The 15,762-nt window shown below is 64.5% G+C and carries 15 protein-coding genes and 1 pseudogene; 8 read left to right on the top strand and 8 right to left on the bottom strand.

The features are described from left to right. Window positions 1–39: 39 nt before the first annotated feature. The 6 genes from SAS01S_RS07915 (at window position 40) to SAS01S_RS07890 (ending at window position 4,623) form a co-directional block, all read left to right on the top strand. Window positions 40–705 (top strand): pyrimidine 5'-nucleotidase, encoded by a 666-nt coding sequence (locus SAS01S_RS07915; protein ID WP_066806931.1) that lies wholly within the window; start codon window positions 40–42, stop codon window positions 703–705. After that, complete coding sequence (gene dapD / locus SAS01S_RS07910; RefSeq protein WP_066806929.1) at window positions 702–1,523, top strand: 2,3,4,5-tetrahydropyridine-2,6-dicarboxylate N-succinyltransferase; 822 nt, start codon at window positions 702–704, stop codon at window positions 1,521–1,523. The genes SAS01S_RS07915 and dapD overlap by 4 nt, the downstream gene beginning before the upstream one ends. Further along, the gene (locus SAS01S_RS07905) at window positions 1,523–2,326 is read left to right on the top strand and encodes a glutaminyl-peptide cyclotransferase (protein ID WP_084238646.1); all 804 of its coding nucleotides are present in this window, start codon (window positions 1,523–1,525) and stop codon (window positions 2,324–2,326) included. The genes dapD and SAS01S_RS07905 overlap by 1 nt, the downstream gene beginning before the upstream one ends. A gap of 61 nt (window positions 2,327–2,387) precedes the next feature. Beyond that, a complete protein-coding gene (gene glpX / locus SAS01S_RS07900; protein ID WP_066806922.1) occupies window positions 2,388–3,356 on the top strand; it encodes a class II fructose-bisphosphatase in 969 nt (322 codons plus the stop codon). Window positions 3,357–3,472: 116 nt separating this feature from the next. Next, on the top strand, window positions 3,473–4,210 hold the full coding sequence (locus tag SAS01S_RS07895; RefSeq protein ID WP_066806911.1) for a CPBP family intramembrane glutamic endopeptidase: 738 nt from the start codon (window positions 3,473–3,475) through the stop codon (window positions 4,208–4,210). Then, on the top strand, window positions 4,207–4,623 hold the full coding sequence (locus SAS01S_RS07890; protein ID WP_066806909.1) for a hypothetical protein: 417 nt from the start codon (window positions 4,207–4,209) through the stop codon (window positions 4,621–4,623). Before SAS01S_RS07895 ends, SAS01S_RS07890 begins: the two co-directional genes overlap by 4 nt. Window positions 4,624–4,668: 45 nt before the next feature. On the opposite strand, the gene SAS01S_RS07885 is transcribed toward SAS01S_RS07890, so the two are convergent. After that, a complete protein-coding gene (locus SAS01S_RS07885; RefSeq protein WP_245656801.1) occupies window positions 4,669–5,376 on the bottom strand; it encodes a LysR substrate-binding domain-containing protein in 708 nt (235 codons plus the stop codon). A gap of 42 nt (window positions 5,377–5,418) precedes the next feature. Continuing rightward, window positions 5,419–5,595, bottom strand: a pseudogene (locus SAS01S_RS23330) (helix-turn-helix domain-containing protein); the annotation flags it as partial. A gap of 95 nt (window positions 5,596–5,690) precedes the next feature. On the opposite strand from SAS01S_RS23330, the gene SAS01S_RS07880 reads away from it, so the two are divergent. Both SAS01S_RS07880 and SAS01S_RS07875 read left to right on the top strand, forming a co-directional pair. Continuing rightward, window positions 5,691–6,149: a DUF3237 domain-containing protein gene (locus SAS01S_RS07880; protein WP_066806908.1), complete on the top strand. Its 459-nt coding sequence runs from the start codon at window positions 5,691–5,693 to the stop codon at window positions 6,147–6,149. Between the two features lie 172 nt (window positions 6,150–6,321). Beyond that, window positions 6,322–8,193, top strand: a complete 1,872-nt coding sequence (locus tag SAS01S_RS07875; RefSeq protein WP_066806906.1) for a CocE/NonD family hydrolase — start codon at window positions 6,322–6,324, stop codon at window positions 8,191–8,193. On the opposite strand, the gene SAS01S_RS07870 is transcribed toward SAS01S_RS07875, so the two are convergent. The 6 genes from SAS01S_RS07870 to SAS01S_RS07845 form a co-directional block, all read right to left on the bottom strand. After that, entirely contained in the window at window positions 8,135–8,977 is an 843-nt protein-coding gene (locus SAS01S_RS07870; RefSeq protein WP_066806904.1) for a nuclear transport factor 2 family protein, read from the bottom strand. The two genes, SAS01S_RS07875 and SAS01S_RS07870, sit on opposite strands and share 59 nt — an antisense overlap. A gap of 101 nt (window positions 8,978–9,078) precedes the next feature. Then, a complete protein-coding gene (locus tag SAS01S_RS07865; RefSeq protein WP_066806903.1) occupies window positions 9,079–9,840 on the bottom strand; it encodes an ABC transporter permease in 762 nt (253 codons plus the stop codon). Further along, complete coding sequence (locus SAS01S_RS07860) at window positions 9,837–10,769, bottom strand: ABC transporter ATP-binding protein (protein WP_066806902.1); 933 nt, start codon at window positions 10,767–10,769, stop codon at window positions 9,837–9,839. The genes SAS01S_RS07865 and SAS01S_RS07860 overlap by 4 nt, the downstream gene beginning before the upstream one ends. Window positions 10,770–10,833: 64 nt before the next feature. Next, a complete protein-coding gene (locus SAS01S_RS07855; protein WP_084238640.1) occupies window positions 10,834–11,568 on the bottom strand; it encodes a DsbA family protein in 735 nt (244 codons plus the stop codon). After that, a complete protein-coding gene (locus SAS01S_RS07850) occupies window positions 11,565–12,908 on the bottom strand; it encodes a M48 family metalloprotease (protein ID WP_066806901.1) in 1,344 nt (447 codons plus the stop codon). The genes SAS01S_RS07855 and SAS01S_RS07850 overlap by 4 nt, the downstream gene beginning before the upstream one ends. 99 nt (window positions 12,909–13,007) lie before the next feature. Beyond that, entirely contained in the window at window positions 13,008–15,716 is a 2,709-nt protein-coding gene (locus tag SAS01S_RS07845; RefSeq protein ID WP_245656799.1) for an Rne/Rng family ribonuclease, read from the bottom strand. Window positions 15,717–15,762: the final 46 nt, after the last annotated feature.

The raw sequence follows: 15,762 nt of genomic DNA, 5'->3' as shown, positions 1-15,762 counted from the left end.
CGCCTTGCCCGCGCCGCACGCCGTCCCTAGAGCCGCGGCATGCACGCGCGGCTCGATCACGTCCGGAACTGGATCTTCGATCTCGACAACACGCTCTATCCGCATGGCGCGCGATTGTTCGAGCAAGTTGACCGGCGGATCACCGATTACATCGCGCGCTTCTTCAAAGTCGACCACGCCGAAGCGTACAAGATCCAGAAGGGCTATTTCCACACGCGCGGGACCACTCTGTCGGGTTTGATGGCCGAGCACGGCGTCGATCCGTACGAATATCTCGCCGACGTCCATGATATCGAGATGGACGTGCTGGAGGAAAACGCCCCGCTTGCCGCCGCGATCGCACGGCTGCCGGGACGCAAGATCATCTTCACCAATGCCGACGCGCCTTATGCCGGCAAGATCCTGTCCAAGCTGGGGTTGGGCGAGAGTTTCGAGGCGATCCACGATGTGCACGCCGCGCACTATCGCCCGAAGCCCGCACCGGAGGCATACCAACATCTCTGCGACGCCTACGGCCTCGATCCCGCGGAAAGCCTGTTCGCCGACGACATGGCGCGCAATTTGAAGCCGGCCAAGCAGATCGGCATGACCACCTTGTGGGTCGACAACGGCTCCGAACAGGGCGAAGGGGGCGAGCGCGATTTCGTCGACTTCACCACGCGCGACATCACCCATTGGCTGCACGACATCTTGGAGGAAGCATGACCGACCTGCCCGCGACGATCGACGCCGCATGGGAAGACCGGGCGAATATCAGCACCGGTACGACCGGCGCGGTCCGCGATGCGGTCGAGGCGGCGCTGGAATTGCTCGACAGCGGCCAGGCACGTGTCGCCGAGCCGGGTGCGGACGGCTGGACAGTCAACCAATGGCTCAAGAAAGCGGTTTTGCTGTCGTTCCGGCTCAACGACAATGCGGTGATCGACGGCGGTGCGGCGGGCGCGCCGGCCTATGACAAGGTGCCGTCCAAATTCGCCGGTTGGGGCGAGAACCGCTTTCGCGACGCCGGCTTCCGTGTTGTCCCCGGTGCGGTGGTGCGGCGCGGATCGTTCATCGGCAAGAATGCGGTACTGATGCCCAGCTTCGTCAATATCGGCGCCTATGTCGGCGAAGGCACGATGGTGGACACCTGGGCTACGGTCGGAAGCTGCGCTCAGATCGGCCGGAACGTCCACATTTCGGGCGGCGCCGGGATCGGCGGCGTGCTCGAGCCGCTCCAGGCCGATCCGGTGATCATCGGCGATGGCTGCTTCATCGGCGCGCGCTCCGAAGTCGCCGAAGGCGTGCGCGTCGGCGCCGGCGCGGTGCTGTCGATGGGCGTCTATCTCGGCAAGTCGACCAAGGTCATCGACCGCGCGACCGGTGAGGTCTTGATGGGCGAAGTGCCGCCTTATGCGGTGGTGGTGCCGGGCTCGATCGGCGGCGGGGACGGCAAGCCGGCCTTGTACTGCGCGGTCATCGTCAAGCGTGTCGACGAGCAGACGCGATCGAAGACCGGCATCAACGAGTTGCTGCGCGACTGATGCCGATCACGGGCCTCTTGCTAGGCCTGTTGGGCCTGTTGCCGCAGGTCGGATCGACACCGCAATCCGTGCCGGTGCAGTCCGCGCAGATCGTCGCGACCTTCCCGCACGATAATCGCGCTTTCACCGAAGGCCTGTTCTGGCAGGACGGCTATCTCTACGAGAGCACCGGCGAGCTCAACCGGTCGGGTATCCGCAAGGTGCGTCTGAGCGACGGCAAAGTGATGGCGCGCGTCGCGGTGGACCCGCCCCTCTACGGCGAGGGGATTGCCCCTTGGAACGGCACGATCCTCAGCCTGACGTGGAAGAACCAAGTCGGTTTTCGCTGGTCGGCCAAGGATTTTAAGAAGCTCGGCAGCTTCAAATATAAGGGTGAGGGCTGGGCGCTCGCCGCCGACGACAAAGGCGGGCTGATCATGTCCGACGGATCTTCGGTGCTGCGCTTCGTCGATCCCGCCAATTTCACCGTCAAGCGCCACTTGACCGTGACCGATGGCGGGCGGCCGGTGCGGATGCTCAACGAACTCGAATATGTCGATGGCGAGATCCTTGCCAATATCTGGCTGACCGACTTGATCGCGCGGATCGACCCGCAGGATGGCCATGTCATCGGCTGGATCGACGTCAGCGAGCTTCACCGCCAGTCGGGCGCGACCGAAGAGAATGACGTGCCCAACGGCATCGCCTGGGATGCGAAAAAGCGGCGGTTGTTCGTCACCGGGAAGGACTGGCCGTACGTGTTCGAGATCAAGGCGCCGAAGGATGCGGCGTCCTCCGCCGACGCCGCCGTCTCGACTCCGTAACCTGCCGCGCCTATCCGCGCGCACAAATCAAACGAAAACAGACAAGAGGATTGCCCCAAATATGACGACTGCCAGCGACGTTCTCGACCGCGTGCTCGTGCTCGAAATGGTGCGCGTGACCGAGGCCGCGGCGATTGCCGCTTCCACGCTCGTCGGCCGCGGCGATGAAAAGGCCGCCGATGCCGCCGCCGTCGAGGCGATGCGTCTCGCGCTCAACAGCCTCTACATGGATGGCACGGTCGTAATCGGCGAGGGCGAACGCGATGAGGCGCCGATGCTCTTCATTGGTGAGAAGGTCGGCTCTGCGCCGGGCAAAGGCCCCAAGATCGACATCGCGCTCGATCCGCTCGAGGGCACGACGATCACCGCCAAGGCCGGCCCCAACGCGCTCGCTGTGCTGGCGATTTCGGAAGAGGGCAATCTGCTCAACGCGCCCGACGTCTATATGGACAAGATCGCGGTCGGCCCAGGCTATCCCGAGGGCGTGATCGACCTCGACAAATCGCCGACCGAGAACGTCAACGCGATCGCCGCGGCCAAGGGCGTCAAGCCTAGCGAGATCATCGCCTGCGTGCTCGACCGGCCGCGGCACGAGGCCCTGATCGCCGAGTTGCGCGCGATCGGTTGCGGGGTGATGCTGATCGGCGACGGCGATGTCGCGGGCGTGATCGCGACGACCAATCCCGACACCACGATCGACGTTTACATGGGCTCGGGCGGCGCGCCCGAGGGAGTGCTGGCCTGCGCCGCGCTGCGCTGCGTCGGCGGGCAATTCAAGGGGCGCCTGTTGTTCCGCAACGACGACGAGCGCGGCCGCGCGCGCAAATGGGGCATCACCGATCTCGACAAGCAATATGACCTGAGCGAGCTGGTCAAGGGCGACGCGATCTTCGCGGCGACCGGCGTGACCGACGGCTCGCTGCTTGCCGGCGTCAAGCGTCGCGGGGATCGCATGACGACCAATTCGGTGGTGATGCGCGCGAGCTCGGGCACCGTGCGCTGGGTCAAGGGCGAGCATCGCATCGGGTAGGGCGACATGTTCCCCTCCCGCTTGCGGGAGGGGCTAGGGGATGGCGTGTTGAAAACGATGCGCTCACCTCGACATGCCCTTCCCCAACCTCTCCCGCAAGCGGGAGGAGAGAAGGAATGACCAACGCGATCCTCCTCGCGATCATGCTCGCAATCGTCGCGCTCAATGTCGTCGCGGGGCCGCGCGGTTACCGGTTGTTGGCGGAGGCGGGCGGTGTCGGTCGCAAGACCTTCTACCGCCGCATGTTGGCGGCGCAGCTGTTCCAGTTCACCTTGCCGCCGATCGTCGGCTTGCTGGTGCTGGGCCGGATCGGGGCGGTGACCGAATTGCCACCCGAATTGTGGTCCGCCTCCGCGATGTTGCGTGGCGACGCGCCGGCGGTGCCGGTCGATCCGCTGCTTACGTCGATTTTCGGTGTCGCCGTGCTAGTGGCAATCCCGCTCGGCGCCTTCCTGACGTGGCGGCGCAACGGCAAGGGCGCCCCCGCCTATCTCGCACGTCTGTCCGCGCTCTTGCCGCGCGATCGCGACGAAGTTCTGCTCGGTGCGGCGATCTCGGTGGCGGCGGGGATCGGCGAAGAGCTGTTCTTCCGCCTCCTCCTGCCGATGCTGCTCGCGGCATTCGTCGGCGGTATTCCAGCGGTCATTGTCGCCATCCTGTTGTTCGGGCTGGCACACGCTTATCAGGGGTGGAAGGGAGTCACCGTCACGGCGCTGGTCGGAATCCTGTTTACAGCAATGTATCTGATGAGCGGCTCGCTCGCGATGGCGATGCTGTTCCACGCCACGATCGATCTGATGACGCTGGCGATCCGTCCCGCAATCCGCGGCGCGTGGCGAAAGGAGGCGGCATGAACCGCTGGCTGGTAGCGGCAGGCATCCTCGATGGTGTCGCCGCTTTACTCCACTTCGGCTGCATTCTCGGCGGCCCGGCCTGGTATCGCTTTTTCGGCGCGGGTGACGCGATGGTGACGATGGCCGAGCGCGGGATGGCGCGGCCGACGTTGATCACCCTGGCGATCGCGGCGATCCTGCCGATCTGGGGCGCCTATGCCTTTTCCGGCGCCGGCCTGTTGCCGCGCCTGCCGTTGCTGCGTCCCGCGCTGGTCGCGATAGCGGCGATCTTCCTGGCTCGTGCTGCCGCGTTGCCGCTGCTGTTTCGCGTGATGCCCGATCGCAGTTCCGCGTTCCTGTGGACCAGTTCGGCGATCGTCCTGGCGATCGGCGTCGTTCAAGCCATCGGCCTGGCGATGCTCGCGACCGATTGACTGCGGGCCGGGGGCGCTGGACCTGTTTTTTTGTAGATGGCGGTCTCAGTGGCAGTCAGCGTACGGCGCTTCGCCGCGACGTGGGGCCGTTGCGGCGCCGGGGAAACGGCCATCGCGGTCAAGCTCTGCCTGAGAGCAAAGCCACGCGACGAATGCCGTCATTTCCTCGCGTCGCTCGCCGTCGCGTAACAAGGCGAAATGCCAATCTATGTCAGTAAGCACGTGATCGAACGGCGCGGACAGCCTGCCATCGCTTAACATGGTTTGAAAAAGGCTCTTGGGGAGAAGCGCGACACCTTCTCCGGCGATTGCAGCGTCGGCATTGAGATCGTGGCTGGGATATTCGATTGCCGCGTAATGCAGCTGGCCGTCGTCCTTAGCTCCGGCCTCTACAATCCATCGCGACCAATGTGGATGAGGTAGTAAGGTCAATCCCTGCAGGTCGGATACCCGGCTGAGCCGATGACGATCGGCCAATGCGGGCGAAATCATCGGCGTCAGATCGACCGGAAAAAGAGGATGTGCCTGGAAGCCTGGCCAAAATCCGGCGCCGGTGCGGACAGCGACGTCGAACGCATCCTTCGATCGCAAGTCGGTCGACACATCGAGCTCGATAGCGACATCCGGATTATCCGCTTGATATCGCGCGACCCGCGGCGCGAGCCATCGCGACGCAAAGCTTGGCGGGGCGGTAACGCGGATCGAGCGCCGGGAATCGTGAAATTCGCTCAGCGCGACGTCGATCTCGCCCATCGCTCGATCGATGCGCGCCGCGAGCCTTATTGCGGCGCTTGTCGGCACGACGCGCGGTCCGGCGCGGAGGAACAGCGCCTTGCCCAATTCGTGCTCGAGCGTGCGGACGCGCAAGCTCACGGCCGCCGGCGTCAAGAACAGCTTCCCTGCGGCTGCGGCGAAGCTGCCGCACCTGACGCACTCGGCAAGAATCCGCAGGGACTCCAATGGGGGACGCATCGCAAGATATCCTTGTCGTGACCGCGAGGGATGCGCGTTTTTCCCGTGCGATAGGCGGTGCCAGATGGAGCCGGCATTATATAGGAGTTCGGCACTTGTCCCTGCAATCGCGCCCCTTGTTCAGCTTGTCGATCTTGTTGCATCCGACGATCGAGCTCGGTCGTACCCCCGCCGGCGGTCGCCGCGTCTATCCGGTGTCCGGCGGGTCCTTCGAGGGCGAGCGCGTGAGAGGCAGCGTCTCGCCACTGATCGGATCTGATCTGTTGCTGGAGAGGTCGGACGGCACCTTTCAGCAGGATGTGCGGCTGTTGCTGGTCACCGATGACGACGAGCGGATCCTCATGACGTATCGGGGAGTCCGCCGTGCTTCATCCGAAGTCGACGAACGACTTGCCCGTGGCGAACTGGTGGATCGGTCGGAATATTATCTGCGCACGACACCGTATTTCGAAACGGCAGCGGATAGATATGACTGGATCAACGGCATCGTCGCGGTTGCCGAAGGAGGCCGCATCCCCGGCGGCGTTCGATATGACGTCCATGAAATCCTCTAGTCTGGCGCGGGATCGTCGACTCGGGAGATTTGGCGGTGCCAAAGAGACGTCGAAACGAATATGAGCGGCGTGCAGTTCGCTCGGGTCGAGGTGCCTGAGCCACTCGCTTGACTTGCGACAGATTGACCCCATTCGCCGCGCTCGACAGGGTGTGCGTCAAAGGGAGAATCACATGCGCGCCAAGGGGTTGATCGCCGCCATATTGTTGCTGGGTGCAAGCGGGATCGCGCTCGCCAGACCCCAGGCTGCGCCGCCACCCGCCGTGAGCGATGTGGCGAGCCAGTTCACCTACACCAAGGTGATGGTGCCGGTGCGCGATGGCGCCAAGCTGGAGACGGTGATCATCGCGCCGAAGAATGCGAGCGCTAAGCTGCCGATCCTGTTCCAGCGGACCCCCTATGGCGTGCCCCAGGCATTGCCGCCGGCGATCCCGCCGAGCTGGAAACCGCTGGTCGCAGACGGCTATATCTTCGTCTTCCAGTCGATGCGCGGTCGGTTCGGGTCGGACGGCGCGTTCACCTTGTCGACCGCGGTCCATCCCAACGATCCCAAGAAGACCGACGAGGCGAGCGACGCTTATGACGCGATCGATTGGCTGGTGAAGAACGTGCCCAACAATTCGGGCAAGGTCGGGATGTGGGGCGTATCCTATCCGGGCTTCGCCGCCGCCGTCGCGCTGGCCAAGCCGCATCCGGCGTTGAAGGCGGTCAGCCCGCAGGCGGCATGGATCGATTATTGGCTGTCGGACGATCTGCACCGCAACGGTGCGCTTCGCCTGAGCTACGCGACCGAATGGGTGTCGAGTCTCCAGGTCGACAAGACCCAGAACAAGGAACTCAGCCTCGACGGCCTGACCGATGCCTATGACTGGTATCTGCGGATCGGCCCCGTCGAGAATATCGACAGGCAGGTGTTCAAGGGCGGCGTGCCAATGTTCACGGCATTGCTCGACCACCCCAATCACGACAATTTCTACACCGATCAGAATTGGACCACGGCGCTCGGCAAGACGGTGGTGCCGACGCTCAACGTCGCCGGCTTCTGGGATCAGGAGGACCCCTGGGGCTCCTGGCAGATTTATGCCAAGCAAACGCAGAACGACCCCGATAATCTGGCGCAGATCGTCTCCGGGCCGTGGCGCCATGGCGGCTGGCAAGGCAAGGGCGATTTCCTCGGCGCGATTCCGCTCGGCACCGACAGCGGGACCCAGTTCCAGACCCAGATCCAGGCGCCGTTCTTCGCTTATTGGCTGCACAATAAGGGCGCTCGGCCCGACTTTACCGCCAAGATGTTCGAGTCCGGGTCGAACGTCTGGAAGACCTATGCCTCCTGGCCGCCCAAGGGCGCCAAACCGACTGAACTCTATCTCCACGACGACGGCTCGCTGTCGTTCGATGCGCCGGCTGCGCGGGAGGCGTGCCGCGATTATGTCAGCGACCCCGCCAACCCCGTGCCATTCCGCAAGCGCCCGATGAGCCGGACCTATGCGACGCCCGACTGGGCCTGGTGGGAAAGCGACGATCAGCGCTTCGTCGACCATCGCCCCGATGTGCTGAGCTATGTCTCCGAGCCGCTGAAGCAGGACCTGACCGTCACCGGCAAGATCGCCGCGACCCTGATGGCCTCGACCAGCGGAACCGACAGCGATTTCGTGGTCAAATTGATCGACGTCCTGCCCAGCGATTTCGAAGCGACCGAGAACAAGCAATGGGCGGTGGGCGATTACGCCAAAACGTTGAACGGCTATCAGTGGCCGATCGCGATGGACGTCCGCCGCGGGCGCTTCTTGGCCAGCGACACCAATCCGCAGCCTTTAGTGCCGGGCAAGGTCGTCGCCTGGGACGTGCCGCTGCGCGACCACGACCATGTGTTCAAAGCGGGCCACCGCATCATGGTCCAGATCCAGTCGACCTGGTTCCCGGTGATCGACCGCAATCCGCAGACGTTCGTGGCCAACCCGTATCGGGCCAAGGCAAGCGATTTCGTCAAGGCGACGCAGAAGGTGTGTTCGGGGTCGAAGGTGACGCTGCCGGTGATGGGCTGAATAAGCTTCGCCGCGCAGGTCCGCGCGCCGTAGCCGGCTCCTTGACGAACACGAGGGCCATCATCCGCCATCCGGCCGGCGTGCGCGTCACCAACGCCCGGTCGGTCCACTCGCTGCCGTCGCGCGCGCGGAACGACCAGCGCGCGACGCCGATATCGCCGCGCGCGTCGATCATTCGGCTCGTCTCGATGACCGCATTGCCGGGAGAAGTCGCGCGCCGGTCGACATAGCGCGCCTGCCACTCGGCAAGCGTTGCCGCGACCAATTCGCTGTCTTCGACCGTCATCACCAATGCACGCTGGTCGATGCTCGCGGCGAGCAGAGCGGTATCCCACGCCCGGTCAGAGGCGAGCTTGGTATCGATCACCGCGCTGACCGCGGCGCGCGATGCCGGAATGTCTCGCGCGTCGGCCTGACACAATTTGCCGATCACCCGCCAGCTGTCGCCGATCCGGGCAAGCAATAGATAGTCGGTAAAGGCCTTGTCGCCGCGCACCGCGGCAACGCGTGCGAGAGCGGTATCGGCGCCCTGGTCGAGCCAGTCGATCTTGGTCGAGTTTGATCCGGCTACGGGCGTCTCTGTGCGCATCCGCGTTTTCCACTGCGCCTGATACGTGGCACGGATCGCACCGTTGCGGATGCAGTACATGATCGCGCTCGGCTGAAACGCTCGGGCGAGCATCGCCGGATCGTTACGGGCGATCGCTTCGCCATAAGCGGCAATCGCCGCTTGCGGTGTCGGATTGGCGGCCGCGACCGCCGCGGCAAGAACGATCATCGACATAATGGTCTCCTGCAATGACCATCATGTCCTAACCCTGCCGGAACTCGTCTAAAATTCAGAAGATAACAACTCTTCATTCATTGGATACGAATGGTTGAGCGTCAGTTCTTCAGCCGATATCCGGTCCGGAAAATCCACGCAATCGTCACGAGACACAGCAGCATGAACCCGCCGGTTGCGGCCAGACTGATCCCGACCGGCACGTCGCCTTTGTCGAAGAAGCTCCAGCGGAACCCGCTGACCAGATAGACGACCGGGTTGAACAGGCTGAACGTGCGCCAGGGATCGGGGAGCTTGCTGATCGAATAGAATGCGCCGCCGAGGAAGGTCAGCGGCGTGATCAGCAAGGCAGGCACGAAATTCAGTTGCTCGAACCCCTTTGCCCAGACGCCGATGATGAAGCCGAACAGGCTGAAGGTGATGCTGGTCAACAGCAGGAACGCGACCATCGCGAACGGGTGATGGATCGGGATCGGCACGAACAATGCCGCCGTCGCCAGGATGATCAGCCCGAGCACTACCGACTTGGTCGCCGCGGCGCCGACAAAACCGATCACCATCTCCATCGAGCTGATCGGGGCGGAGAGCAGTTCGAAAATCGTGCCGGTGAATTTGGGGAAATAGATGCCGATCGACGCATTGCTGATGCTCTGCGTCAGCAACGACATCATGATCAGCCCGGGCACGATGAAGCTGCCATAGGCAATGCCGTCGACTTCCTTGATCTGCGATCCGAGCGCACCGCCGAAGACGACGAAATAGAGGCTGGTGGTGATCACCGGGGTGACCAAGCTCTGCCACAAGGTGCGCAGCGCGCGCGCCATCTCGAACTTGTAAATGGCCAGGATACCGTGGACGTTCATTTGCCGCCCTCCTTCACGAGGTCGACGAAGATGTCTTCCAGGCTCGATTTCGACGTTTCGAGATCCTTGAAGCCGATATTGAGGTCGGCGAGTTTGCGCAGCAGCGACGGGATGCCCGTCCGCTCGGCCTGCGCGTCGAACACGTAGCGCAATGTCTTGCCCTCATTCTCGAGGCTGAGGTCCCAATCGCCGAGCTCGCCCGGGATCGTGTCCATCGCCTCGTTGAGCGCGATGTCGAGTTCGCGCTTGCCGAGCTTCTTCATCAGCGCGGCCTTTTCGTCGACCACCAAGAGCTTGCCGCCGGAGATCACGCCGACGCGGTCGGCCATTTCCTCGGCCTCCTCGATATAATGCGTGGTCAGGATGATCGTTGTGCCCTTTTCGCGCAGGCGATGGACCAATTTCCACATGTCGCGGCGCAGTTCGACATCGACGCCCGCGGTCGGCTCGTCGAGGAACAGGATGTCGGGTTCGTGCGCGAGCGCCTTGGCGATCAACACGCGGCGTTTCATGCCGCCCGACAATTCCATGATCTTGGCCTTGCGCTTCTCGTAGAGCGACAGGTCCTTGAGCACCTCGTCGATATGGCCCGATTTCTGCGGGTGACCGAACAGGCCGCGGCTGAAGCGGCAAGTCGATTCGACCGTCTCGAACATGTCGGTGGCGAGTTCCTGCGGCACCAGGCCGATCTGCCGCCGCGCGCGCTTGGGCTGGCCGATCGCGTCGAACCCGCCGACCGTGATCGTCCCGGTCGACGGCGTAACGATGCCGCAGATGATGCTGATCAACGTCGTCTTGCCGGCGCCGTTCGGCCCCAGCAAGGCGAAGATCTCTCCCTTGTTGATATCGAGGTCGACGGCGTGGAGCGCGTGGACGCCCGAGGCATAGGTCTTTGAAACGCCGCGGACGCTTAGGATCGGTTCGGACATGCAATTCCCCTAGAGGCCGGGGAGATGGGGCCGAAAGACCGTCTGCGCAACGGTTGCGATGCGGTTATTTCGTCCGCGCCGCCGCGACCGCGGCTTGCATTGTCTCGAGCGGCTGCAAGCCCGACAACACCTTGTCGCCGATCACCCAGGTCGGTGTGCCCGACATGCCGAGCGGCGCGGCCATCGCCAAATTGTTCTCGATCGCGCGCCCGACATCCGGCGCTTTTGCCGCTTCCTTGACGGCCGCCGGATCGAGCCCTGCGGCACGCAAGGCAGCATCCATGCTCGCGTCGCTCAACGGTCCACCGGCATAAAGCGCATCGTGTAGCGGGCGATATTTGCCTTGCTTGGCGGCGACCACGGCATAGCGTGCCGCGACCTTGCTTTCCTCGCTGAGCACCGGGAGTTCGCGGAACACGATCTTCACCTTGGGGTCGCTCGCGACCAATTTGTCGAGGATCGGCAGGCTCGCGCGGCAATAGCCGCAATTATAGTCGAGATATTCGACCACGGTGACGTCGCCATTGGGGTTGCCTGCCCAGGCGCTGCCCAGCGCGGGAAAGATGCGATCGCGATTGGCGGCGATGAAGGAGCCGGCCTGCTGTGATTGCTCGGCCGCCTCGCGCTCGCGCAATTTCTGCATCGCTTCGGGCAGCACTTCGGGATGGGCGAGGAGATACTCCCGGATTTCGGCGCCATCGGTCGGCCGTTGCACCAGCCAGGTGGCACCGGCGCCGAGCAAGGCGGCGGCGGCCGCGACCAGCGGCAGCGCGAAGCGCGACGACAGGAAGTCGCTCATCGTCTGCGTTTTTTCTGGTCGAGTTCGTTCTGTCCGGTCATCGCGATGTCCTGGGCGCGGATCCAGTCCGAGCTGTTGGGGGGGAGGTTGGCCATGGCGGCGCGGGCGCTCATCACGGCGCGCGCGGTTGCGCCGGTCAGGCTCGCTTGCTCGGCGGCGGCCAGCGAGGCGCGCGCGGTATCGCCCGACAGCTCATAGGCGGTGCCCAGCTGATACCATCCGAACGGATTGTCGTCGTCCTTGTTGGTCGCGATCTTCAGCACGCGGATCGCCTCAGGATAATTGGCCTTGTTCTCGGTTGCGATCAGCGCATGGCCATAAGTGGTCGCGATCAGCGGGCTGTAGCGGGTCAGCTCTGTCGCTTCCTTCAACGGCGCGAGTGCGTCGCCGGGCTGGCCGGCCTCGAGCAGGATCTGGCCGCGGATTTCCAGGAAATAGGGATCGTCGGGCTTCAGCTTGACCAGCGCGCGCGTCTCGGCATCGGCTTTGTCGGGATAGCCCGCTTTGTGCCAGGCATAAGCACGAGCGTAATGCGCATAGATCGACTGGTCGCTCTCGGGATATTTGTTGAGCGTCGATGCGTAAGGCGCGACATAGCCAAAGAGCTTCGCCTTGATCCGCTTGAAGCGGTCGTCGAGCGCGGTGTCGGGCGGGTTGTTCCAGGCGGGCGACGCCTTCACATCGGCGTACAGGGTGTTGATGCGTTCGTTCGACAGCGGGTGGGTCTGCGCGTACGGATCAATATTCTGCATGCCGTAGCGATATTCCTCATTGGCCAGCTTCTTGAAGAAGCTGATCATGCCCTTGCCGCTGACATTGCCCTCGCGCAGGAACTTGGCGCCGGTCGCGTCAGCCGTCGCTTCTTGAACACGCGTGAAGGCGAGATATTTGCCCATCGCGGCCTGCTGGCCGGCCGCCAGGATGCCTGCTCCGGCATCGCCCGCGCCCGCCGCCATCGCCGCGATGCCGAGCACCAGGCTGAGCAGCGAAATGCCCATGGCAGGCTTGGCGCCGGCGTCGGCCAGCACGACATGACCGTCGGCGATATGGCCGAGCTCGTGCGCGATGACGCCCTGGACTTCGTTGGCATTGTCCGCGGCCTGGATCAGGCCCGAATGGATGTAGACGACCTGTCCGCCGGCGACGAAAGCATTGATTGAGTCGTCCTGGATCAGCACGACCTGGACGTTAGCCGGGGACAGGCCGGCGGCGACGATCATCGGCCGAGACATGTCCTTGAACAGGGCTTCCGTCTCGGCATCGCGCAGGATGCCTTGCGCATAGGCTGGCTGCGCCCAGAGAAGGATTGCCGTCGCGAATAGCGCGACCAATCGCCTCATCGTCCGGTCATCCGTTCAGGTTCCATGGAGCGCATGCGGCCGGCCCCTGCGCCCCGACGGGTGAACCCGTCCTGAAGCGCGAGGGGCCGGTGCACCTGCTCATGCGCCGAAGGTGCGTTGCCACCAGCCGCGGCGCGGCGAGCCGTCTCCGTCGGCGTCGCCCGCGTCGTCATCGGCCGGCGCGGCGCCGTCGGCATCGGCGGCAACCGGCGTCTCATCGGCGTCATTTGCCGCTGCCGGGGAGGGTGCCGGCGTATCTGCCTCGGTCGCAATGTCGGCCGGCGCGGCCTTCTTGCGGCTGCGCTTCGGCTTGGCCGCGGGCTCCGCTGCCTCGATCGAGGGAGAGGCTGTCGTCGCTTCCGCCGCCGCAGGCACTTCCGTCGGGGCGGGTTCCGCTTCAACCGGCGCCGCTTTTTTGCGGCTGCGCTTGGGCTTGGCCGCCGGTTCTGCGGCTACGGGCTCGGGTTCCGGCGTGGGAACCGCTTCGACCACCGGGGCCGCTGCGGTTTCCTCGGCGATCCGCGCCTTGGGACGGCGGCGTGTGCGCTTGGGCGCGGCCTCCGCTTCGGGTGCGGCGTCGGGTTCGACCGCCACCGGCACGTCGGGATTGGCGTGTGTGGCGATTACCGCACCGGCGTCGCCGGCATCGGCTTCCCCGGCGTCGACAGCAGCGTCGGCCGCCCCTTCGGTACGACGTCCGCCGCGGCGGCCACGACGGCGACGACGGCCGCGCGTTTCGCCTTCGCCTTCGGCCTCACCGGCAGCAGCGTGTTCGACGGCTTCCGACTCTTCGCCATCGCTTTCGGCGTCGCCCTCTTCGCGCGGTTGCTGCGTGACGACATCGTCGCCGGCCCCTTCACCGGCTTCGTCACGGCCACGACCGCGGCGGCCACGGCGACGACGGCGGCGCTTGCGGCCGGCATCGCTGTCGTCGTCCGAGCGTTCGCGCGGTTCGCCACGCTCAGCGCGCTCCGTCCGCTCTTCCTCGGCTTCTTCTTCCTCGTCGAGATCCTCCTCGACGAAATCGTCTTCCTCTTCCTCGATCAGCGCTTCGAAGCGCGGCGCGTGGACCGGCGGCGGACCCGACGCCTCGACCGTCATCCGCGCGCCCTCGGTCTCGCCGTCGGACAGGATGACGACCTGGACGCCGTAGCGATCCTCGATCTCGGCGATGTCCGCGCGCTTCTTGTTGAGGACGTAGAACGCCGCCTCCTGCGAGGCGCGCAAGGTGATCTGCGATCCGCGGCCGCGCGCGGCCTCATCCTCGATCATGCGCAACGCCGACAGCCCGGCCGACGAGGCGGTGCGGACCAGCCCGGTCCCTTCGCAATGCGGACATTGACGGGTGGAGGCTTCGAGCACGCCGGTGCGCAAACGCTGACGGCTCATTTCCATCAGGCCGAAGCTCGAGATGCGGCCGACCTGGATGCGGGCGCGATCGTTCTTCAGCGCCTCCTTCATCGCCTTCTCGACCTTCCGGACGTTGGACCCGTTGTCCATGTCGATAAAGTCGATGACGACGAGGCCCGCCATGTCGCGCAGGCGCAACTGGCGCGCGATTTCCTGCGCGGCTTCGAGGTTGGTCGCGGTCGCGGTCTGCTCGATATTGTGCTCGCGCGTCGAGCGGCCCGAGTTGATGTCGATCGAGACGAGCGCTTCGGTCGGGTTGATGACCAAATAGCCGCCCGACTTGAGCTGCACCACCGGGTGGTACATCGCCGACAGCTGATCCTCGACGCCGGCGCGCTGGAACAGCGGCACCGGGTCCGAATAATGTTTCACGCGGCGGGCGTGGCTCGGCATCAGGAGCTTCATGAACTCCTTGGCCTGGCGATAGCCGTCGTCGCCCTCGACGATCACCTCGTCGATGTCCTTGTTGTAAATGTCGCGGATCGCCCGCTTCATCAGGTCGCTGTCGCCATAGACCAAAGCAGGCGCCGCGGACGCGAGCGTGGTCTCGCGAATGCCGTCCCACAGCCGGGCGAGGTAATCGAAGTCGCGCTTGATCTCCACCTTGGTGCGCTGGAGGCCCGCGGTGCGGACGATGCAGCCCATCGACGGCGGCAGCTTGAGCTCCGCCATGATCGTCTTGAGCCGCTTGCGATCGGCGGCGTTGGAAATCTTCCGCGAGATGCCGCCGCCATGCGACGTGTTGGGCATCAGCACGCAATAACGGCCGGCGAGCGACAGATAGGTGGTCAGCGCCGCGCCCTTGTTGCCGCGCTCTTCCTTGACGACCTGAACCAAAAGCACCTGACGGCGCCGGATTACGTCCTGGATCTTGTAGCGGCGGCGCAGGTTCATGCGGCGCTGGCGCAGCGCCTCAACCTGATCCTCCGACCCATTGTCCTTGCGGCCACGACGGCGACCGCCGCCGCTGCTCTCATGCTCGGCAGCGACGTCCTCGTCGGGCGCGCCGTCATCGTCGAGCCGCTCGATCTCTTCCTCGGACGGCTCGTGATCGTCGTGCTCGTCCTCTTCGGCGTCGAGCTCGGCGCGCAACGCGGCTTCCTCGGCGGCGTGCTCGGCTTCCTCGCGGAGGAGCGCGTCACGATCCTCCTTGGGGATCTGATAGTAATCGGGGTGGATTTCCGAAAAGGCCAGGAAGCCGTGACGGTTGCCGCCATAATCGACGAACGCCGCCTGGAGCGACGGTTCGACGCGGGTAACCTTGGCTAGATAGATATTGCCTTTGAGCTGCTTGCGCTCGGCACTTTCGAAATCAAACTCCTCGATGCGGTTCCCTTTGACGACCGCCACCCGGGTTTCCTCCCGGTGGCGTGCGTCGATCAACATACGCATGGTCATTATTTTCTCTCCGGGCGCGCCGGACCTTCGATGAGGGTAGGGGCGC

The organism is Sphingomonas asaccharolytica NBRC 15499 (assembly GCF_001598355.1).
GTDB classification, from domain to species: domain Bacteria; phylum Pseudomonadota; class Alphaproteobacteria; order Sphingomonadales; family Sphingomonadaceae; genus Sphingomonas; species Sphingomonas asaccharolytica.
The sequence above is the reverse complement of the archived record's forward strand: the minus strand, read 5'-3'. Positions and strand labels throughout refer to the sequence as shown.